Here is a 26,964-nt window from a genome sequence, read left to right on the forward strand (position 1 = left end):
GGCGAACCCGACATGCTAGCTGATTAGGCCCGCCAAGGCTGCCCCGAAGCAGGTCAGTATCAGATTCGCCGCTTTTGCGATGCAAAATGGCCGTGACAAGTTAGGGATTGTTCACCGGGGGGCGTTCCTCGAAACTCAAAGGCTGCCATGCAAGATCAGCGTAGTCACGACCACATCATGGGATCTGTTCCACCGCCACCCCTTGGCACCTTCAAAGTCCTGCTCGTGGACGACCACGACCTGGTGCGGGTTGGTCTGCGGACCGTCCTCAACGAGGTCGAGGACATGAAAATCCACTGGCTGGAAGCGGACAACCTGCATGACGCCATGCGCCTGTACGGCGCCGAGCCGGATGTCTCTCTGGTCCTGCTCGACCTGAACATGGCCGATTGCAAGGGTTTGCAGGGCCTGCGTCAGTTCATCGAGGCCTATCCGCAGGCCCGTGTGGCTGTCATGAGCGGCACGCAGGACGAATTCGTGATCGGCCAGGCCAAGGGCCTGGGTGCCGTGGGCTACCTGCCCAAAGCCTACTCGCCGTCGCTCACGCGCTCCAGCATCGTGGGCATGTTGACGGAATATTCCTACGCTGCGGCGGTAGCGGCACCTTCCGGTGCGTCTGCAGCGCGTTTCCCACGCGCGCCCTCGGCATCCAGCTATGACCGCGTGGCCGAACTGGGCCCCCGTCACCTGGAAATCCTGGAGCTGGTGCTCTCGGGTTGCTCCAACCAGGAAATCAGCAACTCCACCAAGCTGTCGCTGGGTACGGTCAAGAACTATGTCTCGACCATCCTGCTGGCGCTGGACGTGAAGTCGCGATCGCACCTCATCAGCCTGTTCCGCTGAAGCGCACAGGCCTGCTGTGAGCTACCGCATTGCCCAGGACGCGGGGCTGAGCGCGCCCGAGTTCATCTCCGAAACCTCCAGCCAGCAGCGCAATGACCTGCTGCTGGCCCAGGTGCACGCGCTCTACAGCACCAGCTGGTTCACCTCGGCGGGCGCCATCGTCACGGCGATGACCTTCTGGGTGGCTTATCTGGTCTACACCGGCGATCGCCGCGTGCTGATCTGGGCGGTCATGGTGCACGGCACGCAGGCGCTGCGCCTGCTCAATGGCTGGGCGTATCAGAAGGACGAGCGCGCCTGGCAGCGCATGCCCGTGTGGCGTTTGCGTTTCATGGGCGGCTTGCTGGTGTCGGCGCTGGTGTGGGGCTCGGTGCCCTGGTTCGTGCTGCCCACGCAGGACCTGGCCATGGTCTGCCTGATGATGCTGGTGATGCTGGGCATGGGCTCGGCCGCCATCGGCGCCATCGTGGCCTACCGGCCCGCCATCTGGACGTGGATGATCCCCTTGCTGGCGCCCCTGCCTGCCTTGCTCTTGTGGCACCAGGGGCCGCTGCACAACGCGCTCGCCATTTTTTCGGTGGCCTACCTGGGCGTGAACCTGGTGTTCGCCTTCGGGCAGAACGAGCTGCTGCTCAAGGCGCTCAAGGCCCAGTTCGACAACGCCGAGCTGGTGTCCCAGTTGCGCCATCAGATGACGCTGGCGGCTCAGGCGGACAAGGAAAAGAGCCGTTTCGTGGCCTCCGCCAGCCATGACCTGCGCCAGCCCATGCACGCGCTCGGCCTGTTTGCCAGCGCCTTGGAAAAGCGCCTGGCGGGCACTTCCGAGGCGCCACTGGTCGGCAACCTGAACCGCTGCATCGAGTCGCTGGACCGCTCCTTCAACGCCATGCTGGACATCTCCAAGCTGGACGCCGGGGTGGTGGAGCCGCAATTGCAGTCCTTCCCGATCCGCGACGTGTTCCGCCGCCTGCACATGCACTTTGCCGGTCAGGCCGAAGGGGCCGGGCTGCACCTGCGCTTCAAGCCGGGCGGCAAGCACGTGACCAGCGACCCGCAACTGCTGGAGCGCATCCTCAGCAACCTGATCCAGAACGCCATCAAGTACACCCGCGATGGTGGCATCGTGGTGGTGGCGCGCACGCATGGCACCGACGTCCACATCGAGGTCTGGGACACCGGCATCGGCATCCCCGAGGCCGAACTGCCCCGCGTGTTCGACGAGTTCTACCAGTTGCACAACCCCGAGCGCGACCGCAACCGCGGTCTGGGCATGGGCCTGGCCATCGTCAAACGCCTGGCCTTGCTGCTCAACCACCCGCTGACCGTGGCCTCGACCGTCGGCAAGGGCACCATGATCCGTCTGGCGGTGCCGCAGACCGATCTGAACGCGCTGCACGGCATGAACCTGGAAGCCGAGACGGTGCCCTCACCCATCGGCAACGCCCGCACGCTGCTGTTCATCGACGACGAAGAAAACATCCGCGAAAGCATGGCCTTGCTGCTGCGCGAGTGGGATTACGAGGTCCTGGTGGCCGGCAACATCAACGAAGCCTGCATGCTGGCGGCCAACCACCCCGAGCCCATCCATGCGGTTTTGTCGGATTTGAGGTTGCGCAATGGCGAGGATGGCTTGCAGGCCATCAATGCCGTGCGCCATGTCCTGGGCTACCAGATCCCTGCCGTGCTGGTCACGGGCGACACGTCGCCAGAGCAGGTGAAACGGGTGCATGACAGCGGCCACAGGGTGCTGTTCAAGCCCGTGTTGCCCAAGGAGCTGTTTTCCATGTTGCGGCAATTGTCCTGAGCTGACGCCACTGGTCCGGGGGGTAACCCACCCCTAGGGCTTGGGGGATCGTCACCTAGGTCACTTGCCGAGGTGTGCACTATTTCATAGTCTGCACGTTTGTGTCTGCGTAATTCGAGGGAGCCGGGATGCCGCGGCGATCACAGTTTCATCACGCTGGAAGGCCTGCTGGCCTCCTGTCCACCCTGACCCTGACCCTGGCCGTGCTCATGCTCGCCGGTGGTTCAGCCTCGGCTCAGTCCGACAAACCAGGGGATCAGGATGGCGCCGCCACTGCGCAGGCGCTCACCCGCTTGCGCGAGGCCACCCAGCCGCGCACCCTCAGCGCCGAGGGCCAGACCCTGCTGGACCGCGATGTCATCAAGCTCGATGGCTATGCGTATTGCGGACAGGCCACCAGCCTGGCCGAGCAAGGCGAGTTCCGCCAGAGCATCCGGGCCGCCAGCAAGGCGCTGTTCCTGGGCGAGCGCGACAAGAAGCCCGATCTGCAAGCCCTGGCGCACCGCGACCTGGCGCTGGCCTACCTGTACGCCGGCAAGATCGATGAGGCCGACCAGTACGCCCGCAGCGCGCTGCAGTTCCCAGGTGCCAGCCCGGAACAGGTGCTCGCGCCCGCCCACAAGATCCTGGGTGACGTGGCTGCCCGCCGTGGCAATCAGGCCGGTGCCATCAGCGAATACAACGAAGCCCTGAAGACGGCCAGCGAGCGCTACCGCCCGCAGATCCTCGTCTCCCTGGCCAACGCGCTGAACGCATCGGGCCAGCCCAAGCAGGCGCTGGAACAACTCAACGCCATTCCCGCCGAGGCCCGTGACGCTCTCGGCAGCTTCTACCTGCGCAGCCGCGCCGCCGCCTTGCTGGCCGACGACCAGCCGGAAGCGGCCCTGGCCGTGTACGACCAGATTGCCACCGGCGACCGCACGGCCGATTCAGAATACCAGCGCCTGTGGGCCCTGGTGGGCGTGGGCCGGGTGCACCTCAAGCGTGGTGACAAGCCCCAGGCGCTGGCCGCCTTCCTGAAAGCCACCACCCTGGCCAATGGCTTGCGCGCCAAGTTCCACAGCGAAGAGATCCGCACCGGCCTGTTTGGCGACATGCAGGCCGTGTACGACCAGGCTCTGGCCCTGGCGGTCGAGCAAAAGGACTTCCAGACCGCCTGGAACCTGTCCGAAGACTCGCGTTCACGCCAGTTGCTGGATTCGGTGCGTGGTCGCACGGACGATGCCCTGGGTGGCCGTGTCAACCTGGCGCAGTTGCAAGGCATGCTGCGCCCTGGCGAGAGCGTGCTGGAGTACCACGCCGTGGGCGATCAGCTCGTGGTCTGGGTGATCCGCAAGGACAGCTTTGAAGGCCAGGCCTTGCCCTTGCCTCAAGCCGGGCTGGCCAAGGATGTGGACGACTTCCGCCGCAGCATCATCGAGCGCAAGCGCGATGTCGACACGCTGGGCCAGGGCCTGTACGCCAAGCTGATCGCCCCGGCGAAGCTGGGCGACACCAGGCGCCTGTTCATCGTGCCACACGGCCCGCTGCATTACCTGCCCTTCCAGGCCTTGCACGATGGCCAGGGCTACCTGATTGCCCGCTCGGCCATCACCGTGTGGCCTTCCGCTTCGGTGGGCGGCCGCCTCTGGGCGCGGCCTGATCGTGCCGTGAGCGCCCTGCTGGCCTTCGGCAACCCCGCCACGCCAGAGAACGTGCCGCTGCCCGGTGCCGAACGCGAGGTCAAGGAAGTCTCCGACCTGTTCAAGCAAAAGCAGATCTTCGTGCAGCGTGATGCCACCAAGGGCACGTTCAAGCTGCGCGCCAACCAGTCCGCCGTGCTGCACGTGGCAGCACACGCGGAGGTGGACGATGTCGATCCGCTGTTCTCGCGCATCCTGCTGGCCAACGATGGCCAGGACCGTGGCTTGCTCGAAGCCCGCGAGGTCTATGGCCTGGACATGCGCAGCGTGAGCCTGGTCACCCTGTCGGCCTGCGAAAGCGGCCTGGGCAAGGTCCTCAAGGGTGACGAGATCGTGGGCTTCACCCGCTCCTTCCTGTCGGCCGGTGCCAGCAGCATGGTGGCCTCCCTGTGGCCTGTGGCGGACGAATCCACCGAAGCCCTGATGACCCGCATGTACCAGTCCATGACCGAAGGCGCCGACCTGATGGACGCCATGCGCAACGCGCAGATGGACGTGCAGAAGAAGCGCCGCTTTGCCCACCCCTTCTTCTGGGCCCCCTTCAACGTGATCGGCAATGGCCGCATGCAACTAGGAAGCTGAGATGTCACGCGCAGCCCATTCCCTTCCCCTGGCGGCCATTCCGCTGACCTTGCTGTTTGCACTGGCCCCCTTGAGCCAGGCGGTGGCCCAGGTGGCCTCCGCTGCACCAACGCCCCGTGCGGGCGACATCCTGCATGAGGTGCGCACACCCTCCACGATGCCAGCCCTGCCGGAGGCCTCGCCCTTGAATGCGGCGGCACCAGTGGCCAAGGCCCCGGCCGTCAACTTCGTGCTCCAGCGCTTTGACGTGCGCGGCGCCACGGTGCTGACACCCCAGCAGATTCAGGCCCTGGCCGAGCCCTATGTCGGCCAGACCATGGGTGAGCCCGAACTCGCCGCCTTGATCGGTGCCCTGCGCAAGCGCTATGAAGACAAGGGTTATGGCCTGGCCTCCATCGGCTTCCCGTCGCAGGACGTGAGCCAGGGTGTGCTCAAGGTCGATGTGGTCGAGCCCAAGCTGGCGCGTGTCCAGATCCCGCTGGGCGCGGACGCGCCGGTCTCCGCAGACCGCATCAACGGCCTGATGGACTTCTTCGATCTGCACGCAGGCAGCCTGCTCAACACGGCCTCGCTGGAGCGCGTGATGTTCGCGCTCAATGACACACCCGGGGTGCAGGCCAAGGCCGCGCTGTCGCCCTCGGGTGATGAAGGTATCTACAACCTGTCCATTCAGGTGACGCCACGTCGCAGTTGGGATGCGTCCCTGGCGGTGGACAACCATGGCGTGGGGTATGCGGGCCGCTGGCGTGGTACGGGCCTGCTGCGCCTGAACAATCCCTTGGGCGTGGGCGACAACCTGGACTTGCAGACCATGCTCAGCAACGGCGGTGGCGTGAAGGTGGGCCGGGTGGCCTATGAGCTGCCGGTGGGCTATACGCCGGCGCGTGTTTCGGTGGCCTATGCCAAGGTGGATTACACCCTGGGTGGACAGTACGCCGATCAGGATGCGTACGGCTCGGCGGATGTGGCTGAAGCCAACCTGAGCTACCCCTTGATGCGTTCGCGCAGCCGCACGCTGATGGCGCGCGTCGGGTATGAATCGAAAGGCTTGACCGATTACCTGCGAGGCGATGAGATCTTCACGTCGAAGAAGCACATCAACGCCATGCTGGCTGGCCTGAACTACGAATCGCGTGACGCCTGGATGGGCGGCGGCTTCAACGGCTTGTCTGCGCAGTTCCATTGGGGGCGTCTGCGTCTGGATTCGGAGCTCGATCAGCTCATTGAAGCCATCCAGGGTGACCAAGGCAAGGCCGGCAGCTTCGGCAAGGTCGAGCTGCAATGGTCTCGTCTGCAGGCGATCTCCCGCAAGGTGTCGCTCTACGGCAGTCTCAGTCAGCAGTTGTCCAGCCGCAACCTGGACCCTGCCGAGAAGATGACCTTGGGTGGCCCGCGTGGCGTGCGCGCCTATCCGACCGCCGAAGGTGCATCGGATGAGGCCACCTTGTTCAACGGCGAACTGCGCTACTGGATCGATCGCAACTGGACCGTGTTTGCCTTGTACGACTGGGCCAAGGGTAGTCGCGTTCGCGATTTCTCTGCAGACGTGGGTGGCGCCAATGACGTGCAATTGCGCGCTGCCGGCCTGGGCGTGGCGGCGAACTTCCCCGATGTGGTGACCGTCAAGGCCACCGTGGCCTGGCGTGGCACCCGTCTGCCCGAAACGTCACCTGGCAACGACAAGGCTCGCGTGTTCGTTCAGGCCCAGCACTCATTCTGATTCAAGAGGCATCGTGATGCAGACGAATTCCGTTTCCCAATCCCGCCGCCTGGCTCGCTTGAAGCCTCTGGCCGTGGCCTTGCTGTCTGCTGGCTTTGTGAGCCACGCTGTGGCAGCCGCTGGCGTGCCCAACTTGAGCTGTGTGGCCGGCACCTGCAATGCCATCACCACCGATGGCACCACCACGACCATGGGGCAGACCTCGAAGATCGCCGTTTACGAGACCTTCGATTTCAGCCTGGCCAGGGGCAACACGCTCATCAACAGGGGCACCAAGGGTGACGTCACGCTGATTCGCGTGACGCAGAACCCCGACAGCTTTGGTTTCGGCTCGCGCAGCTTCGTGGACGGCTCCGTGTACTCCGAGCCTACCTTCGTGCTGGTCAACCCCTGGGGCATCTCGGTCAGCGGTCAGATCGTGTCACCGTTCGGCAGCATCGTGTTGTCTGGCAAGGACCTCGATGTCAGCCTGACTGAAGATGGTTACGCCGGCCTGATGAAGGACGGCGCCCACCTCATCTTCAACACCAATACAGGTGGCGGCTACGGTGATCCGACGGTGACCATCAACTCGGGTGCCACCCTGCAGGCCTCCGCAGACGGCGGCAGCATCTTCCTGATTGGTGACCGGGTGAGTAACGCCGGCCTGATATCGGCTGGTGCTGGTGGCCAGATCCATTTGCTGGCTGCTGGCTCGACCGAGGTGCAAGTGGGCGACAGCGGGTTCATCTCATTGTTGGCTTCATCGAACGGTGACGGCGGGGGCGAGCGTTCCGTCGACAACGAAGGCACGATCCTGACGGCGGGTGGCACGGTCAGCATGGTCGCCCACGGCCCAGGCTCGTCGGTCGACCATGTCGGCGTGGTCGATGTGAGCAATGCATCGGGTACGGGTGGCACCATCACTTTGTCCGCCCAAAATGTGACGTTGAAAGCCGCAGAGGGCAGCGACACCGGGCCCCAGTTGCGGGCAGAAGGCAGTGAGGGTGGCGGGCTCATTGACATCAACACCAAGACGCTTCTGGCGGGCGACAACTTCAGCAGCTCGATCACCATTGACGGTTCGGCGAACCTGACCGCCAATGCCACGACAAGCGGCAAGGGTGGCACCATCCAGTTGCAGGCCGTGTCAGACGTGCCTGAAACCCAGCCAGATCAGCCTGCAACACCCCCCAGCTTCGGGCAGCTGACGGTCTATGGCAACCTGAGCGCGCACGGTGGCGCCAGTGGCGGTGATGGTGGCACGGTCCAGATGGTGGGCCAGAACGTGTTGACGCGCTATGACGGCATCGGCCGTGTCCGCATCGACGTGAGCGCCGGCGGGCCAGGCGGGGCGGGTGGGGTGTGGTCTTTGTACTCCCCCCAACTCACCATTGGTCGTGACCTGGTGGGGCCCAATACCGACATCAGTGGCACCTATGTGCATCAGGACGAGATCAACGCGGTGCTCAATGGCGGTGCGAGCGTGAGCATGTCGACGGCGTATCAGAACCAATCATCGGGCTTTGGTAATAACCTCGTGATCGAAGCAGACACGCAACTGGTGCGCAGTTCAGGCCTGGGCGACAACGCCTTGTTCCTTCAGTCCAGCCAGGACATCGTCGTGGGACAAGGGACGACCATTGCTTCCACCTCTGGCAAGATGAATGTGCGCATGTTGGCCGATGCCGATGGTGACGGCGTGGGCAGCGTTCGCCTTGAAGGCTTACGCTCTCAAATCCGCAATCTCGTCATCCAGGGCTCAGGTCGGGTTCGTGCCCTGGCGGGCGAGGGTGATGCCCCGGTCACGATCAACACCAATGGTGGCGATGTGACCATCACGGGTGCGCAAGGCTCGGCGGACACGCTTTCGTCCAGTCCGGTGACCGATTACGCCGGCGTCCAGATGACTGGTACTGTGATTAACACCCAGGGCAGCGATGGCACGCGTGGCAATGTGCTGATCAAGGGCGCTGGTGGTGGTACCGACGGCGAAGCCATGGGGAACAACGGCGTCTACATCGATACTTCCGACATCAAGGGTGGTTTCATCAGCATCATCGGCTATAGCGCTGGCACCAACGGTGTCAGCCTGAGCGATACGGTCATCTCGACGGCCAACCAGATGATCACCGTCAATGGTTGGTCGACCTCTGGTGATTTCGGCACGCCAACCGGTGTTGACATCGGTTCGGGCGTGGTGATCAACATGGGCCAAGGCAGCGCCAAGATCCTGGGCCTGGCCGAGGGGGACGGCGCTACCGGGGTGCACATTGTCGATCTGCTGCTGACCACGGCACCGCCTTCTGCGGGGGGCACCCCCACCTTCACCCTGGTGGGTGAGTCGCGCGGCTCGGCCAATCCTGGCATCAAGGTAGAGCCAGACGCGCCTGGCATCCGTATGCGGTCGCAAGATGGTCCTGCTGCGGCGTCTGCTGACGTCATCATCGGCGCCAAGGCAGATCAATCCCTCGCGACCAAAGCCTTGGACCTGGGGTTGCCAAATTGGAACACCATTGGTCGTATCAATATCCGGCCAGCAAGCGTGTCCCTGATCAGCAATCAGTTTGGTGTCGACGAGGACTTTGCGACGTCCATTCGTGTGGGTGCAGATGCCGGCTCGGCTGGTGCCAACTTCGCGGTGAACCCGGCCTGGTTCGTCACACCTGGCGCCACGGCCGAGAACCCGGATGTCACCCGCGTGGTGATCGGCTCCAGTGGCCACACGGGCCAGATCTCGGTGGATGCCAATGCGCTGAGCGCTGCCGGCCCCGTCACGCTGCAGAACCAGGGCGAAGGCTCTCAGGGTATTGTCCTGGGTGCCCAGTCCATGGCCAAGCAGACGCTCAATCTGGTGACGTCTGGCCCGATCTCCCAGACCGGGCCGCTCGCTGTCAGCGTGCTCAACATCATCCCCGGTCAACAGACCATCGTGCAACTGAACAATGCGGGCAATCGCATCGGCAAACAGAACGTGGGTGGTGGTGTCGGCTCTGTCGTGTCTTCGCAGGCGCAGCCCTCTGCGTTGAACCCGACGGGAATCACCGGCTACAGCAGTAGTGTCACAGAGCTATATTTCCAGCAGATGGACATCAGCGCCACCGTGCCTGATATCCCCCGCCCGTTTGAAGGCCCGGATGCCTTGAGCGAGTTGCGCACTGATGTGTACGTCAAGGGCCAGTTCGGCAAGCCCCAGATCTGCACCCCGGCCAATACGAGCGGTGCGGCCACGGGTGGCGCGTCCAGCGACATCGAGCCGCTGTCACAGGAGTGGACCAAGGTCCGCCGTGGCGCCCAGCTGACAAACTGCTCGGGCGTGCAGGCTGACAGCAACTGCTCGGCCTTCTGATCCAGGCGCAGGAGCCAGGGGAATGTGGTGCCACCCGCAACACGCCCCCCTAGTTTCTGCGCTGCGTCAGGATCACATGACTTTTGGCAGGTGTGAGGCCTGTCCGGCGAACCTACAGTGCGTACCATCGTCTGATGAAGCATTGAAAACGAGTCGGAACACACCATGGCCCTGATTGATGTCGATACCCTCCTGACCCCGGTTGGCGAAAGCGAGCCCTGTGGTCCGGACCTGGAATACGACAGCGCCTTTCTGGCTCTGGAGGACGCCGCGCGCGGCAAGCCCGAGCAACAGTTCGGTGACACCATCATCCCGGCTGAGGATCCCGACTGGCGCAAGGTCCAGACCCTGTCCGGCGAATTGATGACCCGCACCAAGGACGTGCGCGTGGCGGTTCACCTGCTGCGCTCGTCCACCCGCCTGCAAGGCCTGGCCGCCGCCGCCGACGGTCTGCGCCTGATCCACGGCCTGCTGACGCAGTACTGGGATCACGTGCACCCCATGCTGGATGCCGACGACGACAACGACCCCACCATGCGCCTCAACGCGCTGGCCCCCCTGGTCGATGGCGCCAGCTTCCTGGCCGACATCCGCAAGTCGGGCCTGGGCGCAGGCCGCAGCGGCATCACCGGGCGTGATTTCGAGCTGGCTGCGGGCAAGGCCCAGCCCAATGAAGGTGAAAGCGTTACCCCGCCGGCCGGCATCAACCAGGCCTTGCTGGAAGCCGAAGGTCAACAGGCCGGCTTGCTGGCAGCGCTGTCCGGCATGGTTGATACCGTGACCGCCATCGACACCGTGGTGACCGAAAAGGCCACGATTTCCGGCCCCGAATTCCGCCCCTTGCGCGTGCTGCTGCAAACCATCAGCGACGCGGCCAAGGTGGCATCCGGTGCGCGCACCGGTGCAGACAATGCGGCGACAGCAGATGTGGGCGGCGATGCCGCCATGGCGACAGGCGGCGCCGCCCACATGGCTGTGGCCACCACGGCAGGCGTGCTGCGCACCCGCGACGACGCCGTGCAGGCCCTCGAAAAAGTCTGCGAATGGATCGAGCTCAATGAGCCCTCCAACCCCGCACCCCTGCTCATTCGCCGCGCCCAGCGCTTGATGAGCAAGAACTTCATGGACATCATCCGGGATCTCGTGCCCGATGGTGTCGACACGATCTCCAAGCTGGCCGGCGTTCCCAACGACCAGTATTGACAGAGCGTGTGATCCGTTTTCAATGCCAGTGAAACCCAAGGAACCAGGAGCGAAGCATGGCCACCAGTAGTCAAAAATTCATTGCCCGTAACCGCGCTCCGCGCGTGCAGATCGAGTACGACGTCGAGCTCTACGGCGCCGAGAAGAAGGTGCAACTGCCCTTCGTGATGGGCGTGCTCTCCGACCTGTCGGGCAAGCCCACCGAACCGCTGGCACCCGTGGCCGATCGCAAGTTCCTGGACTTCGACGTCGATAACTTCGACGCCCGCATGAAGTCGATGAAGCCCCGCGTGGCCTTCCAGGTGCCCAACACCCTGACCGGTGAAGGCAATCTGGCCATCGACCTGACCTTTGAAAGCATGGACGACTTCTCGCCTGCCGCCGTGGCCGCCAAGGTCGATGGCTTGAAGCAGCTGCTCGAAGCCCGTCAGCAACTGGCCAACCTGGTCACCTACATGGACGGCAAGACCGGCGCTGAAGAGCTGCTGGCCAAGGTCCTGAACGACGAAGCCCTGCTGAAGTCGCTGGCAGCCGCCAAGAAGCCCGAAGACGGCGCTCAATAAGAAAAGCCTTAGCTAGGAGTTGACGACATGTCCGAAGCACAAGTTCAAAGCGCAGCCCTGCAGGGCGTCGAGTACCAGGGTGGTGATTTCGCCTCCCTGCTCAACAAGGAATTCAAGCCCCAGAACGACAACGCCAAGTCGGCCGTTGAACAAGCCGTTCTGACCTTGGCCCAGCAAGCCCTGTCCCAGACCAAGCTGATCAGCAGCGACGTCATCGGCTCGATCGAAGCCATGATCGCCGCGCTCGACGCCAAGATGTCCGAGCAGGTCAACAAGATCCTGCACCACCCCGAGTTCCAGCAGCTGGAATCGGCCTGGCGCGGTCTGAGCTACCTGGTCAACAACACCGAAACCGACGAAATGCTGAAGATCCGCGTCTTCAACATCTCGAAGAACGACGTGGGCAAGACCCTCAAGAAGTTCAAGGGCACCGCCTGGGATCAAAGCCCGCTGTTCAAGAAGGTGTACGAAGAAGAATACGGCCAGTTCGGTGGCGAGCCCTTCGGCTGCCTGGTGGGCGACTACTTCTTCGACCACACGCCGCCTGACGTCGAGTGGCTGGGTGAAATGGCCAAGGTCTGCGCCGCAGCCCACACGCCTTTCATCGCTGCGCCTGGCCCCGGCCTGATGGGCATGGAGTCATGGCAAGAGTTGGCCAACCCGCGTGACCTGACCAAGATCTTCACCACGCCCGAGTACGCCGCCTGGCGCTCGCTGCGCGAGTCGGACGACGCCCGCTACATTGGTCTGGCCATGCCCCGTTTCCTGGGCCGTCAGCCCTACGGTGCCAAAACCAACCCCGTGGAAGCCTTCGACTTCGAAGAAGACACGGCCGGCGCCGACCACACCAAGTACACCTGGGTGAACTCGGCCTACGCCATGGCCGTGAACATCAACCGCTCGTTCAAGATGTATGGCTGGTGCTCGCGCATCCGCGGCATCGAGTCCGGCGGTGCGGTGGAAGGTCTGCCCACGCACACCTTCCCGACCGATGACGGTGGTGTCGACATGAAGTGCCCCACCGAAATCGCCATCAGCGACCGCCGCGAGGCCGAGCTGGCCAAGAATGGCTTCATGCCTCTGGTGCACAAGAAGAACTCGGACTTCGCCGCGTTCATCGGTGCCCAGTCGCTGCAAAAGCCTGCCGAGTACGATGATCCGGATGCATCGGCCAACGCCAACCTGGCGGCCCGCCTGCCCTACCTGTTTGCCACCTGCCGCTTCGCGCACTACCTCAAGTGCATCGTGCGCGACAAGATCGGCTCCTTCAAGGAGCGCGGTGAAGTTCAGCGCTGGCTGCAGGACTGGATCATGAACTACGTGGACGGAGACCCCGCTCACTCCTCCGAGGAAACCAAGGCTCGTCGCCCGCTGGCTGCCGCTGAAGTGGTGGTCGAGGACGTCGAAGGCAACCCCGGTTACTACACATCGAAGTTCTTCCTGCGTCCGCATTACCAGCTGGAAGGGCTGACCGTGTCGCTGCGTCTGGTTTCGAAACTGCCTTCACAAAAGGCCGCCTGATCAGGCCGATCACCTGACCCGGACGCCAGAAACAAGCGTTCCTGAGGGCCAAGTTCTGCTTGGCCCGGCTTCAACACGCCGGTGGTGCGGGGTACTGACCCATCTCTGCACCGATTTCCCCCCGGTTCATTCATTTCAAATCGGGTCGCTCAACTTAATGGAGAAGCATCATGGCAGTGGACATGTTCATCAAGATTGGTGATATCAAGGGTGAGTCGAAAGACGACAAGCACGCCGACGAAATCGACGTGCTGGCCTGGAGCTGGGGCCTGTCCCAGTCGGGCTCTGCACACCATGGCTCCGGCGCTGGCGCTGGCAAGGTCAATGTGCAGGACATCTCGCTGACCAAGTGGGTGGATTCCAGCTCGACCGCTCTGATCGTGGCCGCCTGCAAGGGCACTCACATCAAGGAAGCCAAGCTGACCGTGCGCAAGGCCGGTGACAAGCCCCTCGAGTACATCAAGATCACCCTGACCGACGTGCTCGTGTCGTCGGTGCAGACCGGTGGTTCGGGTGGCGAAGACCGTCTGACGGAAAACGTTGTCCTGAACTTCGCCAAGTTCAAGGTCGAGTACACCATCCAGTCCAAGGAAGGCGGCGCTGGCGCTACTTCTACGGCTGCATGGGACATCCCCGCCAACAAGCCACAAGGCTGATCCAAAGACTGAACGAGGCAGGAGCACACCATGTCCCTTTCCGACATGTTCCTCAAGATCGAGGGCACCCGTCAGGGCCCGATCAAGGGCGATTCGAATGTGCCCGGTCACATCGATGAAGTCGATGTCATCGGATGGAACTGGGGCATGGATGTTTCTGCCGCGTCTTTCGGCGGCGCGTCTGCCCGCACCACCTTGCAGGAGCTGGTCATCCGCAAGCGTGTGGACCGTGCGTCCACCGCGCTGATGTCCGCGCTGCGTGCCAACGAGCCCTTGAAAAAGGTGACCTTGTCGGTGCGCAAGGCAGGGGGTGAGGCGGCGGTGGATTACCTCAAGATCACGATCGAGAAGGCGCGCGTCATGTCGCACAAGATCGGATCCGTGGGCGACGACCAACCCGAGGTCGTGGAAGAACTGCGTATTGCCTTCTTCAAGGTCAACGTGCAGTATCAACCCCAGACCGGAACGGGCGGCGGTGGCGGTGCCACCACCTTTGAAACCGAAATCACCCCAGCCTGATCGCTGGAGGAACCTGACACATGAACACGGTGGAAGCGGCCGAGCAGGCACTCAAACAAGGCGACCTCAAGCAGGCCCTGCAGTATCTGCAGGACGGCGTGCGTGCACAGCCTTCGCACCCCAAGTTGCGCATCTTCCTGTTCCAGTTGCTGGCCGTCGATGGCCAGTGGACACGGGCGATGAACCAGCTGAGCGTGTGCGGTGAGCTGGATGCCGGCACGCTGGCCATGGTCAACACCTACCGCGAGGCCATCAAGTGCGAGGCCTTGCGTGATGCCGTGTTCAACGGCCAGACCACACCGATGGTCTTTGGCCAACCCCAAGCCTGGGTGGCTCATCTGGTGGAGGCCGTGCAGGCCGACGCCCGTGGCGATCACGCCCTGGCCACGCACCTGCGCGGGCAGGCCCTGGAAGCCGCACCCACGGTGAGTGGCGCGCTCAACGGCGAGCCCTTCGAGTGGGTGGCCGATGCCGATTCGCGCTTGGGCCCGGTGCTGGAAGTGATCATCAACGGCAAGTACGGCTGGTTGCCCTTCTCGTCGGTGGCCTCGATCACCTTCGAGCCGCCCAGCGATTTGCGCGACATGGTCTGGTTGCCCGCCGCGCTGGAGTTCCCCAATGGTGGCGGCACCGTGGCACTCGTGCCCACGCGTTACGCCCCCATGCCGGAAGGCGCCGACAACCTGGTGAGGCTGTCACGCCGCACCGACTGGCTCGAAATGTCGCCCGGTCAGTACCGTGGCGTGGGCCAGCGTTTGCTGACGACGGACCAGGCCGAAGTCGGCTTGCTGGATGTGCGCACCGTGACGCTGAATGTGGCGTCGGTGGCGGCGTCCGACCAGGCTGCGGCCTGATCCATCGCCTTGGGCAGGAAGTCGTCAGCAGCATGGCCACGAACGATTTGCGTGACCGCCTCCAGCCCGCCTTGCTGGACCGGCTGACCGACGACAACCCCGAGAACACGCACGATGCGGATGACCGCCGCGTGCTCAACAAGAACCAGCTGCGCCAGGCCGTGCTGCGTGACCTGAGCTGGTTGCTCAATGCCGTGCAGCCCCTGGGCAAGCAGGCCGATGAGGCGCCGTATGTGGCCGAGTCGGTGCTGAACTATGGTTTGCCGCCCATGTCGGGCCAACTGGCATCGAAGGTGGATGTGCCCAGCGTGGAGCAATCCTTGCGGGATGCCATCCTGCGCTTCGAGCCGCGCATCCTGGAGCATTCCCTGGTCGTCAAGGCTGTGGATGGTGGCGCCATGCTGGACGCACACAACATCATCGAATTCGAGATCCGTGGCTTTCTGTGGGCGCAGCCCATTCCGCTGGAGCTGCTTTTGCGCACCCAGCTGGATCTGGAAGCCGGCCAGGTCAAGGTGCGTGATGGCAGCCCATCCACCATCGATGGAGGACGCCGCTGATGGATCCCGGACTGCTCAAGCTCTACAACCAGGAGCTGGCTCACCTGCGCGAGGTCGGCGCCGAGTTCGCGCGCGAGTTCCCCAAGATCGCCTCTCGCCTGACCATGGATGGCCTGGAAGTGGCCGATCCTTATGTCGAGCGCCTGCTTGAAGGCTTTGCCTTCATGGCCGCGCGCACCCAGCTCAAGCTGGACGCCGAGTACCCGCGCTTCATCCAGCACCTGCTGGAAACGGTCTACCCGAACTTCCTCTCGCCGGTGCCCGCCATGATGGTGGCGCGCCTGCAGCCCGATCTGGCGGACCCGGCCTTGGCCAAGGGCTTCACGGTGCCGCGCCAGTCCACCGTCACGAGTGAAGTGACGCGTGGCCAGGGCACGCGCTGCACCTTCCGCACCGCTCATGAGGTCACGCTGTGGCCGATCGAGCTGGTCAATGTGCAGTACTTCAGCCATGCGCCGGATCTGCCGCTGGCGCAGCTGCCGGTGGCCCGCCAGGTGCGCGGTGGCTTGCGTTTGCGCCTGCGTGTGCAGGGCGGCTTGCAGGCCAGCCAGTTGCCGGTGGACGCGCTGTCCTTCTACATCAGCGCACCTGACGAAACCGCCTTGCGCCTGCATGAACTGTTGACCACGGCCACCCTGGGCACGTGGTTGCCGGTGGATGCAGCCCAGGCCCGCGCGCAATGGGCGCATGCCGACAGCCTGCAGCAGCAAGGCTTTGACGACGACCAGGCCCTGCTGCCCGAGACCCTGCGTGGCTTCTCCGGGCACCGCATCCTCCAGGAGTTTGCGGCCATGCCGCAGCGCCTGATGTTTGTCGAGCTGTCGCAACTGCGTCATCGTGTGCAGCGCATCAAGGGCAACGAGTTCGAGGTCGTCATCCTGTTTTCCAAGGGCGACGCCTCGCTGGAATCATTGGTGGACGCCAACAGCCTGTCGCTGTACTGCACGCCCGCCATCAACCTGTTCCCCAAGCGCCTGGACCGCATCGCCCTGACGGCCTCGCAGCCCGAGCACCACGTGGTGCCCGATCGCACACGGCCGATGGACTTCGAGGTCTACAGCATCGAGTCCATCACGGGCTTTGGCACAGGGCGTGTGGCCGAGCAGGATTTCCATCCCCTGTACGCGGCGTTCCACACCGAGAGCAGTTCGCATCCCGCCTATTACACGGTGCGCCGCGAGCCGCGCATGCTGTCTCAGCGCCAGCGTGAGCAGGGCACGCGCTCGTCCTACATCGGCAGCGAAGTATTCGTGTCCCTGGTGGACCCGGCCAACGCGCCGTATCCGGAAGAGCTCCGGCAACTGGCCGTCTCGGCCCTGGTGAGCAACCGCGATCTGCCCATGCTCTTGCCCGGTGCCGGCCAGCGGGATGCGAGCACCGGCTCGCAGGCCTGGGCGCTGGATGCCACCGGGCCCGTCAAGGGCGTGCAATGTCTGCGCGGGCCGACGCCTGTGGTGCAGCGCCTGGTGCGTGGAGATCTGGGCTGGTCGCTGATCAGCCAGCTGACGCTCAACTACCTGTCCATCGCGGGTGAAGACCCGCAAAAGGCCGCCGCCGCCTTGCGCAGCCTGCTGAGCCTGCATGGCCCCGAAGGGGACGCCAGCTGGCGCAAGCAGGTCGACAGCATCCGCTCGGTCACGGCGCGCCAGGTGGCGCGTCGCCTGCCGGGGCCAGGGCGCCTGGCTTTCGGCTCGGGCGTGCAGATTGATCTGGAGCTCGATGACATGGGCCTGCAAGGCACCAGCACCGTGCTGATGGGCAGCGTGCTGGAGCACTTCTTTGCACGTCAGGCCGCCATCAACAGCTTCACCGAAACGCGGCTGCGCACAGCTTCGCGAGGCATGGTCATGCAATGGTCGCCCCGCGTGGGTCAGACCGCCATCGTTTGAGGGCGCCAGCGATGAGCCCCGCTGACGAATCCTTCTTCGATGACCTGGCGCCGCCATCGGTGATGCTGCCTTCGCGTGCGCCCACCGAGGCTGCACCGAAAGACCAGGAGGCCCTGCAGCAACTGTGGGGGCAACTGGCACAGGCACCCTATGCGCATGACCTGTTTCAGGTGCTGCGCCGCATCCAGGCGCACAACCCGCAATCGCCCCGACTGGGTGACGCCTTGCGCCCTCGCGATGAGGCTGCACGTGTAGGCCAGGATCCGGAGCTGGACTTCGCGCCCGCCAACCTGCATTCGTTCCAGGCTGCCGATGGTCAGGTGCCCCGCATCGGCCAGCGCAGCTTCGGCTTGTTCGGCCCCATGGGCCCGATGCCGCTGCACCTGACCGAGTACGTGCGTGAGCGCGCCCGCAGCCATGGTGACCCCACCATGATGCGTTTCGCCGATGTGTTCCACCACCGTGCGGCGCTGCTCTTCTTCAAAGCCTGGGCGCAGTCACGCCCGGTCGTGCACCGTGATCGCCCATGGGACGATGACTTTTCTCGCTGGGTCAGCGCCCTGTTCGGCCAGGCCGGCAAGCCCTTCGCGCAGCGCGATGCCATCCCTGACGACGCCAAGCGCCTGCATGCCGCAGCGCTGGCACGCGGGCCGCGCAATGCCGAAGGCCTGATCAAGATCCTGCAAAGCTACTTTGGTGTGCCAGTCAGCATCGAGTCTTCGGTGGGCCACTGGCTGGATCTGCAGGACGAAGACCGCAGCCGCCTGCTGCCCAGTACCGCACCAGGCCGCAACACGGCACTGGGCCAGCGAGCCGTCCTGGGCAAGCGCGTGTGGGATCGTCAATCCAACTTCCGTCTGCGCATCGGGCCCTTGAGCTACGAGCAGTACCAGCGCTTCCTGCCCGGCCAGCCCGCGCGCACTGCACTGCGCGACTGGTTGCGCCAGTACGTGGGCTTCAGCCTGTCTTGCGAAACCCGCCTGGTGCTCCAGGGCACCGAAGTCCCTGCCTTGCAGCTCAAACCACGCCCTCGTACCAGCACCGCCACAGGCGCGCAACTGGGCCTCAACGCCTGGCTGGGCCGCAAGGGCCCGCACCCTGATCGCGCCGACATGCGCCTGCGGCTTGAAACGCCCACGCCTTGAACTGAACACCGAACCGAATCCACAAGGAGCCTCCCATGTCTGAAATCAGCCGCACCGCCCTATTCGGCAAGCTCAATCCGCTGGCCTACAAGGCCATCGAAGGCGCCACGGTCTTTTGCAAGATGCGCGGCAATCCCTATGTGGAGCTGCAACACTGGTTTGCACAGATCCTGAACAACCCGGATTCCGACCTGCACCGCATCATCAAGGCCTACGAGCTCGACACCTCCACGCTGGCGTCTGACCTGACCGCCGCGCTGGATCGCCTGCCACGCGGTGCTTCGTCGATCTCCGACCTCTCCACCTTCGTGGAGAACGCCGTGGAGCGTGGCTGGGTCTATGGCTCGCTGATGTTCGGCGATCGCCAGGTGCGCACCGGCTACCTGGTGATCGGCATGCTCAAGACGCCGACCCTGCGCAATGCTCTGGTCGCCATCTCGCGCCAGTTCGAACGCATCCGCGTCGATGACCTGACCGAGCGTTTCACCGAGTTGCTGTCAGCCTCGCCTGAAGCCGCGCAAAGTGCCTCCGAAAGCGGCGCAGCCCCTGGTGAAGCCAGCGATGCGATCTCGCCGGCCGCCATGGGCAAGCAGGAAGCCCTCAAGCGCTTCACCACCGACCTGACCGAGCAGGCTCGCGGCGGCAAGATGGACCCCATCGTGGGCCGTGACGACGAGATCCGCCAGGTGGTCGACATCCTGATGCGCCGCCGTCAGAACAACCCCATCCTCATTGGTGAAGCCGGTGTGGGCAAGACCGCTGTGGTCGAAGGTTTTGCCCAGCGCATCGCCCGTGGCGACGTGCCGCCCTCGCTCAAGGACGTGGAACTGCGCTCGCTGGACGTGGGCCTGCTGCAAGCTGGTGCCAGCATGAAGGGCGAGTTCGAACAGCGCTTGCGCTCGGTGATTGACGAGGTGCAAGCCAGCCCCAAGCCCATCATCCTGTTCATCGATGAAACCCACACCCTGGTGGGTGCCGGTGGTGCCGCCGGCACGGGCGATGCCGCCAACCTGCTCAAGCCCGCGCTGGCGCGTGGTCAACTGCGTACCATCGGTGCCACCACCTTTGCCGAGTACAAGAAGCACATCGAGAAGGACCCCGCGCTGACTCGTCGCTTCCAGAGCGTGACCGTGGACGAGCCCGATGAGCCCAAGGCCCTGTTGATGATGCGCGGCGTGGCCTCGACGATGGAGACGCACCACAAGGTCCAGATCCTCGATGAGGCGCTGGAAGCTGCCGTCAAGCTCTCGCACCGCTACATCCCCGCGCGCCAGTTGCCCGACAAATCCGTCAGCCTGCTGGACACCGCCTGCGCCCGTGTGGCCGTGAGCCTGCACGCCACACCGGCTGAAGTGGACGACAGCCGCAAGCGCATCGAAGCCCTGGAGACCGAGCTGGCCATCATCGGCCGCGAAACCGCCATCGGCGTGGACACCGTGGCTCGCGAAGCGCACGTCAAGGAACTGCTGGCCGTTGAACACACCCGCCTGGATGCATTGGACAAACGCTGGGAAGCCGAGAAGGGCCTGGTCGATCGCCTGCTGGGCTTGAGAGCCAAGCTGCGTGGTGCCATCGAGCCGGTGGAAGGCACCAGCAGCCAGCTAGAGAAAAAGGGCGATGCCGCCGCCGCTGCCGAACTGCATCCCACGCTGACCGAAGCCGAACGTGCCGATGCTTTGGCCGAACTCAAGCAGGTGCAAAGCGAGCTGACGACACTGCAAGGCGAAACCCCGCTGATCCTGCCCACGGTCGATTACCAGGCCGTGGCCAGTGTCGTGGGTGACTGGACGGGCATCCCCGTGGGCCGCATGGCTGCCAACGAGATCGAGACCATCCTCAATCTGCCCAAGCTGCTGGCGCAACGCGTGGTAGGCCAGGATCACGCCATGGAGATGATCTCCAAGCGCATCCAGACCTCACGTGCCGGGCTGGACAATCCCAATAAGCCCATTGGCGTCTTCATGCTGGCCGGTACCTCCGGCGTTGGCAAGACCGAAACCGCGCTGGCCCTGGCCGAAGCCATGTATGGCGGTGAGCAGAACCTCATCACCATCAACATGAGCGAGTACCAGGAAGCCCACACCGTGTCCACGCTCAAGGGCGCGCCTCCCGGCTATGTGGGTTACGGCGAAGGCGGTGTGCTGACCGAGGCCGTGCGCCGTCGCCCCTACAGTGTGGTGCTGCTCGATGAAGTCGAAAAGGCCCACCACGATGTGCACGAGATCTTCTTCCAGGTCTTCGACAAGGGCTGGATGGAAGACGGCGAAGGCCGCGTCATCGACTTCAAGAACACGATGATCCTGCTGACCACCAACGCCGGCACCGACACCATCGCCAGCCTGTGCAGCGACCCCGAGCTGATGCCCGATCCGGAAGGCATGGCCAAGGCCCTGCGCGAGCCGCTGCTCAAGATCTTCCCGCCTGCGTTGTTGGGCCGCCTGGTCACCATCCCCTATTACCCATTGAGCGATGAGGTCCTGGGCATGATCACCAGGCTGCAACTTGGCCGCATCCAGAAGCGCGTCGAGCAGCGCTACAAGGTGCCGTTCAGCTACAGCGACGAGGTGATCAAGCTGATCCTGGCGCGCTGCACCGAGAGCGAATCCGGTGGCCGCATGATCGATGCGATCCTCACCAACACCATGCTGCCTGACATCAGCCGCGAGTTCCTCAACCGCATGCTGTCGGGGCACCCCATCGAGTTGGTCCGAGTGGATGCGCAGGCCAACAACTTCTCGTATCACTTCGAGTGAACTGCTTCAACTTTCAAGGAGATCGTCATGGCACTTGCCGAGAATCTGGTGGCAGCGGCCAATGCCGTGGCCTATGTGAAGGGGCTGGGCATCCGTGCCTGCAACAAGGTGTCGGATCGGTTGGCGGCCGAAGGCGGCATTGAGCGCGCCATCGGCACTGACCTGGGCATGCGCACCGGCGACCTCGGTGTGGCTGGCGCGGGAGTGGGCGTCACGCGTGGTGTGGCGTTCGGCAACCTTCGCCCCAAGGTCGCGCATAGCATCGCTGTCGGATACGGCAATTGCCAGGAGCAGGCGGAAATCGCCTTGCTGCATATCTTCGACGCGGGGATCCATCCGGTCGATCTCGTGTATTTCAGCAATCCGGGCTATGACCACGCCTGGGTGGTGATTGGCTTGGATCCGGGCGCGCAGTCCGACAATCTGCGCTCCTGGGGACCCCATGCCGTATGGTGCGATCCTTGGCAAGGTGACGGCATTGCCGTGTCCATTGACGACATCGTCAAGGGCAAGGTCCGCAATATGAGTGCCATTTACAAATGTGACTCCCTGGAGCGGATCGAAGCAGGCCTTCCCGCATCGATGCTGCACATTGCCTGATGGACGAAGCCGACATGACCAGCAGCGCAGCCGCCTCCACCGAAATGGGCATCGATGATGCCTTGCAATACGCCATCTCGCTGCACCGTGAGGGCTCGCTCGAGGGCGCATGCACCTTGTATGAGCGCATTCTGGAGGCCGTACCGGCCCACCCGGATGCCCTGCACCTTCTTGGCATGGCACGCCACCAGATGGGGCGCTCCGACGAAGGCGTGCGCTTGATCGAGCAAGCTGTGGCGCGTGAGCCCGGCTTTGCCGGTTTCTTCAATAACCTTGGCAACATCTACATGAGCCGGGGTGAAGTGGCCAAAGCGCTGGGCGCCTACCAACAGGCCACAGAGCTGGCGTCTGACAACGCTGATCTGCACAACAACCTGGGTGCGCTCTACAAGGCCCAGCGACAGTTCGACGAAGCCCATGCATCTTACGAGCGCGCCATGCAGCTCGACCCGCGCCATGTAAGCGCGCACAACAACATGGGCCTGCTCTACGCCGAAAAGGGCGATCGTGCAGGCGCCATCACCTACTACATCAAGGCTTTGGAGTTGCTGCCGGGCGATTCGTCAGCGCGCCGACTGCTGGGCACCACCTATTACGCCATGGGCCGCATCGCCGATGCCGGCGAGGTTTATCGCCAATGGCTGGAACAAGAGCCTGACCACCCCACGGCCCGTCACATGTATGCGGCCTGCACAGGTGACGGCGTGCCGGATCGCGCACCGGATGATTACGTCGAGCAAGCCTTTGATCACTTTGCCGAGAGCTTCGAGTCGGTGCTCAACGAGCGCCTGAACTACCAGGCCCCCCAACTGTGTGCCGACCTGATGGCGCGCCACCTGCCTCCACCGCAGCAGCAGTTCGTGATGCTGGATGCAGGCTGCGGTACCGGCCTGTGCGGTCCGTTGATGGCGCCCTGGGCGAAGGTGCTGGCGGGCGTGGACCTTTCCAAGGGCATGCTCGATCGCGCGCAGACCAAGGGCGTCTACCGTGACCTGTACAAGGCCGAGCTGACCGAGTTCCTCACCCTGTCACCCCGCCAGTGGGATGTGGTGCTCTCGGCAGATACGCTGTGCTACTTCGGTGACCTGGCCAAGGTCATCCAGGAGGCTGCCGGCTCGCTCAAGCCCGGCGGCACGCTGATTTTCACGGTCGAGGCCTTGCCCGATGAGGCCGGCCTGCCGCACCAGATCCAGCCTCACGGCCGTTACGCCCACCATCGTCTGCATCTGATCGAGGTGCTCAGTGCTGCCGGCCTGAACGTGCTGGACATGGAGGCCGTGGTCTTGCGCGAAGAAGGAGGCAAGCCGGTCAATGGCTGGCTGGTGGGGGCGCGGCAACTGGGCTGAGTGTGTCAATGGTCCTGCCGTCCCACGTTCGTGGGATGGACGTTGCCGGGCCTGCGCGTGACGATGTTCCATCATGCAAAAGCAGGAGCGGTAGATGATCAAGGTACTCAAGCCCGGCGTGTCTGGCGCCATCGTCATGCAGTGGCAGAACTTTCTGCGCGGCCAGGGCTATCTCGTCAACGCCACCGGCCTGTATGACCAGGCCACCTTCGATGCCACCTGGGCCTTCCAGAAAAAGCACAAGCTGGACGTGGACGGCAAGGTCGGCAATCAGACCTATGGCAAGGCGGCCATGCTGGGCTTCGAGATCGTTGAGTACGCCGAATCCGATGATGGCTATCCGGCCCTGCCAGCTTTTGCGCCCCTGACCTCCACGGCGGGGCGGCAGGCGCTCTTTGGACCTCTGGCCTTTGTGCCAGCGCCCACGGCCAGCAATCCCGAGGCCCTGAAGATCACCAACGATTGGGCGACGAAGAACCTGGTGACGGTCAAGATCCCGCAACTGGTCAAGCCACCCATCGCTGGCGCGCCCGCGAGCTCCTCCATGACCTTCCACAAGAAGGGCGCTGAACAGCTCAAGGCACTGTGGGCCGAATGGCAAAAGCGCAAACTGATGCCCCTGGTGCTGTCATACGAGGGCGCGTACAACCCCCGCTTCGTGCGCGGCAAGGCGGAAGAGCAGGTGCTCTCCAACCATGCGTTTGCCACGGCCTTCGACATCAACGCGGCCTACAACCGCCTGGGCGCGCAGCCGGCCACATCCGGCAGCCCTGGTTGCTTGTACGAGCTGGTGCCCATTGCCCACCAGTTCGGCTTCTACTGGGGCGGGCACTTCAGCCGCCGAGATGGCATGCACTTCGAGCTGGCCAAGCTGCTTTGAGCCCGCGGCCAAAGTAACAACCGCTTGCAATATCCCCTAGCAGGAGGGGGCGGTGGCGGTGCCCCGGGCACCGAAAATGGGCACACATATACCTAAAACCACACAGGTGAGTTGTCCCCATGAACCTTCCCCTGCCTGGAGGCCTCGCCGGGCTGGGCGCTGATCTCGTTTCGCGCCTCAAGGCGTGCCTGACGATAGGTCAGGCCACGCGCCTCATCCAGCTTGAAACGCCGCTGTCCTCCGGCACCCTGGTGGTCGAGCGCTTCACCTTGACCGAGGGTGTGCATGCTGACGAGCCCCTGTGGGCCGAGGTGGATTGCATCAGCACCAATGCCAGCCTCGAACTCAAGGCATTGACCGGCGAGCAGGTCACGCTGCGTGTGATGCAGGCCGATGGCAGCTGGCGCAACTGGCATGCTTATGTGGCGCAGGCGGCCCAGTTGGGCAGCGATGGCGGTGCCGGTGCGTATCGCCTGCAACTGGCGGCTTTCACCCACTGGCTCAAGCAACGCCGCGATACCCGCATCTTTCAAGATGCCACCAGCGCCGACATCATCAGCGCGGTGTTGCAGGCCTACCCGCAAGCACGCTTCAAGCTCGATGTGGTCAATCCGGGCCCCGTGCACGAGATCACCACCCAGTACCGAGAAACCGACTGGCAGTTCATCACCCGCTTGATGGCCCGCGAAGGCTGGAGCTGGCTGGTCGAGCACGACGGCAGCACCGACGGGGCGCTGGCTGGCGCCCGGGCCGCCAAACACACCCTGCACATCGTGGATCAGCAAGCGGCGAGGCCCGACTTGGGTGCCTTGCGCTACAGCCGGCCGGACATGCGTGGTGCGGGTGGCGCAGGCACATCCGGCCTGATGGCCATGGTGGCGCAGGTGTTCGGGCTGGCAAATGGCTCGGCACAAGACACCATCACCGCCTGGAGCGTGGGGCAGCAGGTCGGCACCAATGCCGTCACGCTGGCTGCGTGGGATGAACGCCAGCTGGCAGGCGTGAGCGCCACGGGCGGTGCCACGATCGAGCTGGGCAAAGTGCCCGCGCTGGAGCACTACGCTGGTCAAGGCCAACGCCGCTTTGCAGATGGCCGCGTGGGCACACCCCAGCCTGGCAGCAGTCAAGCTGCACAGGCTCGCAGCGAAGCGCTGATCGCAGCGCATCAGCTGGCGCAGCAGTACGCCTACGGCCAAAGTGCCGTGCGTGGACTCAAGCCGGGCGCGAACTTCCAGATCACCGAGCACAGCCTGTATGGCGGGCTGGGCGCATTGCCTGATGTGGGCTCGGGCAGCAGCAACGCCTACTGTGCCCTGAGCATCACGCATGAAGCCGCCAACAACCTGGGCCACGAGGCAGCGCAGATCATGCGCAGCACGGATGTGGAGCAGGGCAGTTACCGCAACCGCTTCGATGCCGTGCCGGCCAGCGCCCGCATCGTGCCCATGCCGGTTGAGGTGCCCACCGCCCCCGGCCTGCAAACCGCCATCGTGGTGGCCGATGAAGGTGAGCCCCTCACCACCGACCGAGACAACCGCATCCGCATCCAGCTTGGCTGGCAGCGTGGCGCCTCACCACTGGCTGGTGCCCTCAACGCCCCCAGCACCCTGGCAGGCGCCGACACCGGCCATGCCCCTGGCAACGCCCAGAGCGGCACCTGGGTGCGCGTGGCCCAAGGTGTGGCCGGCCCCAACTGGGGCGCCGTGTTCACACCCCGTGCCGGCACCGAAGTGCTGGTGGACTTTGTGGATGGCGACATCGATCGCCCCGTCGTGGTTGGCCAGTTGCACAACGGCCAGCATGATCTGCCCTGGCCTGCTGGCGTGGATTCAGGCGCCAACCACCCGGGCACCGTCTCGGGCTGGCACCACCCCCACCTGGACGGCCAGGGCGCCAACCAATGGCTGGTGGATGACGCCACCGGCCAGTTGCGCATGCGCCTGGCCAGCCACAGCAGCCAAACAGGCTGGAACGAGCTCACGCTGGGCCGCATCATCCAGCAAAGCGGGCAGGGTGGGCAGGGCCATGCCCAACGCGGCCAATGGCTGGGCGAAGGCTTCTACGGCCACACCGAAGGCTGGGCCGTGGTGCGCGCCGGCCAGGGCCTGCTGCTGAGCAGTACCGCGCGCACCGCACAAGGCAGCAGCGTCAACAGCACCCAGATGGATGCGGCCGAAGCCGTGGGGCAGCTCAAGGCTGCGCAGCAACTGGGCGATGCACTGAGCCAGAGCGCCCGCCAGCAAGGCGCACATGGCCTGAGCAGCCACGATGGCCAACAGGCCTTGCAAACGCATGCGGCCTTGATGGACCCGGCACAGCAAGGCAAGCACGAAGGCAGCGTCAACGGCCATGAAGCGAAGAAAGCCAATGGGCGCAGCCTGGCAGACCCGGTAGAGAAGTTCGCCCAGCCCCTGCTGCATCTGGACACCCCCAGCACGGCCGCCTTTGTGACGCCCAGCAGCATCAGCCTCTTCAGCGGCCAGGACACGAGCCTGACCATGCAGGGCGATGCGCAG

General features: G+C 64.2%; 19 protein-coding genes. All 19 read left to right on the top strand.

The window, feature by feature from the left end; translation table 11 throughout:
- Nucleotides 1–177 precede the first annotated feature (177 nt).
- Nucleotides 178–843 (top strand): response regulator transcription factor, encoded by a 666-nt coding sequence (locus HY836_RS14595; RefSeq protein WP_290677213.1) that lies wholly within the window; start codon nucleotides 178–180, stop codon nucleotides 841–843.
- A 16-nt stretch (nucleotides 844–859) separates the two neighbouring features.
- Nucleotides 860–2,647, top strand: coding sequence for a hybrid sensor histidine kinase/response regulator (locus HY836_RS14600; RefSeq protein WP_290677216.1), 1,788 nt, complete (start codon nucleotides 860–862; stop codon nucleotides 2,645–2,647).
- Between the two features lie 128 nt (nucleotides 2,648–2,775).
- Nucleotides 2,776–4,911 carry a CHAT domain-containing protein gene (locus HY836_RS14605; protein WP_290677219.1) on the top strand — a complete coding sequence of 712 codons (2,136 nt, stop codon included), beginning with the start codon at nucleotides 2,776–2,778 and terminating at the stop codon, nucleotides 4,909–4,911.
- A gap of 1 nt (nucleotide 4,912) precedes the next feature.
- Nucleotides 4,913–6,631 carry a ShlB/FhaC/HecB family hemolysin secretion/activation protein gene (locus tag HY836_RS14610; protein ID WP_290677222.1) on the top strand — a complete coding sequence of 573 codons (1,719 nt, stop codon included), beginning with the start codon at nucleotides 4,913–4,915 and terminating at the stop codon, nucleotides 6,629–6,631.
- 16 nt (nucleotides 6,632–6,647) lie between these two features.
- Entirely contained in the window at nucleotides 6,648–9,959 is a 3,312-nt protein-coding gene (locus HY836_RS14615) for a hypothetical protein (RefSeq protein WP_290677225.1), read from the top strand.
- 165 nt (nucleotides 9,960–10,124) lie between these two features.
- Complete coding sequence (tssA, locus tag HY836_RS14620) at nucleotides 10,125–11,162, top strand: type VI secretion system protein TssA (RefSeq protein WP_290677228.1); 1,038 nt, start codon at nucleotides 10,125–10,127, stop codon at nucleotides 11,160–11,162.
- A gap of 56 nt (nucleotides 11,163–11,218) precedes the next feature.
- Nucleotides 11,219–11,725: a type VI secretion system contractile sheath small subunit gene (gene tssB / locus HY836_RS14625; RefSeq protein WP_290643660.1), complete on the top strand. Its 507-nt coding sequence runs from the start codon at nucleotides 11,219–11,221 to the stop codon at nucleotides 11,723–11,725.
- Nucleotides 11,726–11,752: 27 nt separating this feature from the next.
- Nucleotides 11,753–13,246 carry a type VI secretion system contractile sheath large subunit gene (gene tssC / locus HY836_RS14630; protein ID WP_290677232.1) on the top strand — a complete coding sequence of 498 codons (1,494 nt, stop codon included), beginning with the start codon at nucleotides 11,753–11,755 and terminating at the stop codon, nucleotides 13,244–13,246.
- Between the two features lie 170 nt (nucleotides 13,247–13,416).
- A complete protein-coding gene (locus HY836_RS14635) occupies nucleotides 13,417–13,902 on the top strand; it encodes a type VI secretion system tube protein Hcp (RefSeq protein WP_290677234.1) in 486 nt (161 codons plus the stop codon).
- Nucleotides 13,903–13,932: 30 nt separating this feature from the next.
- The gene (locus tag HY836_RS14640; RefSeq protein WP_290677236.1) at nucleotides 13,933–14,421 is read left to right on the top strand and encodes a type VI secretion system tube protein Hcp; all 489 of its coding nucleotides are present in this window, start codon (nucleotides 13,933–13,935) and stop codon (nucleotides 14,419–14,421) included.
- Nucleotides 14,422–14,441: 20 nt separating this feature from the next.
- Entirely contained in the window at nucleotides 14,442–15,275 is an 834-nt protein-coding gene (locus HY836_RS14645) for a type VI secretion system accessory protein TagJ (RefSeq protein ID WP_290677238.1), read from the top strand.
- 32 nt (nucleotides 15,276–15,307) lie between these two features.
- Nucleotides 15,308–15,835, top strand: a complete 528-nt coding sequence (tssE, locus tag HY836_RS14650; protein ID WP_290677240.1) for a type VI secretion system baseplate subunit TssE — start codon at nucleotides 15,308–15,310, stop codon at nucleotides 15,833–15,835.
- Complete coding sequence (tssF, locus tag HY836_RS14655; RefSeq protein ID WP_290677242.1) at nucleotides 15,835–17,724, top strand: type VI secretion system baseplate subunit TssF; 1,890 nt, start codon at nucleotides 15,835–15,837, stop codon at nucleotides 17,722–17,724. The genes tssE and tssF overlap by 1 nt, the downstream gene beginning before the upstream one ends.
- Nucleotides 17,725–17,735: 11 nt before the next feature.
- Nucleotides 17,736–18,869: a type VI secretion system baseplate subunit TssG gene (gene tssG / locus HY836_RS14660; RefSeq protein ID WP_290677244.1), complete on the top strand. Its 1,134-nt coding sequence runs from the start codon at nucleotides 17,736–17,738 to the stop codon at nucleotides 18,867–18,869.
- A gap of 35 nt (nucleotides 18,870–18,904) precedes the next feature.
- Nucleotides 18,905–21,622 (top strand): type VI secretion system ATPase TssH, encoded by a 2,718-nt coding sequence (gene tssH, locus HY836_RS14665; RefSeq protein WP_290677246.1) that lies wholly within the window; start codon nucleotides 18,905–18,907, stop codon nucleotides 21,620–21,622.
- A gap of 27 nt (nucleotides 21,623–21,649) precedes the next feature.
- A complete protein-coding gene (locus tag HY836_RS14670; protein ID WP_290677248.1) occupies nucleotides 21,650–22,222 on the top strand; it encodes a hypothetical protein in 573 nt (190 codons plus the stop codon).
- Complete coding sequence (locus tag HY836_RS14675; RefSeq protein ID WP_290677250.1) at nucleotides 22,222–23,568, top strand: tetratricopeptide repeat protein; 1,347 nt, start codon at nucleotides 22,222–22,224, stop codon at nucleotides 23,566–23,568. Before HY836_RS14670 ends, HY836_RS14675 begins: the two co-directional genes overlap by 1 nt.
- A gap of 94 nt (nucleotides 23,569–23,662) precedes the next feature.
- Nucleotides 23,663–24,448 carry a M15 family metallopeptidase gene (locus HY836_RS14680; protein WP_290677252.1) on the top strand — a complete coding sequence of 262 codons (786 nt, stop codon included), beginning with the start codon at nucleotides 23,663–23,665 and terminating at the stop codon, nucleotides 24,446–24,448.
- A 119-nt stretch (nucleotides 24,449–24,567) separates the two neighbouring features.
- Nucleotides 24,568–26,964: type VI secretion system Vgr family protein (locus tag HY836_RS14685; protein WP_290677254.1), on the top strand; the 2,397-nt coding region annotated here is incomplete at its 3' end.

Origin of the sequence: Aquabacterium sp., from assembly GCF_016234775.1 — a bacterium.
Classification (GTDB): Bacteria; Pseudomonadota; Gammaproteobacteria; order Burkholderiales; family Burkholderiaceae_C; genus Aquabacterium.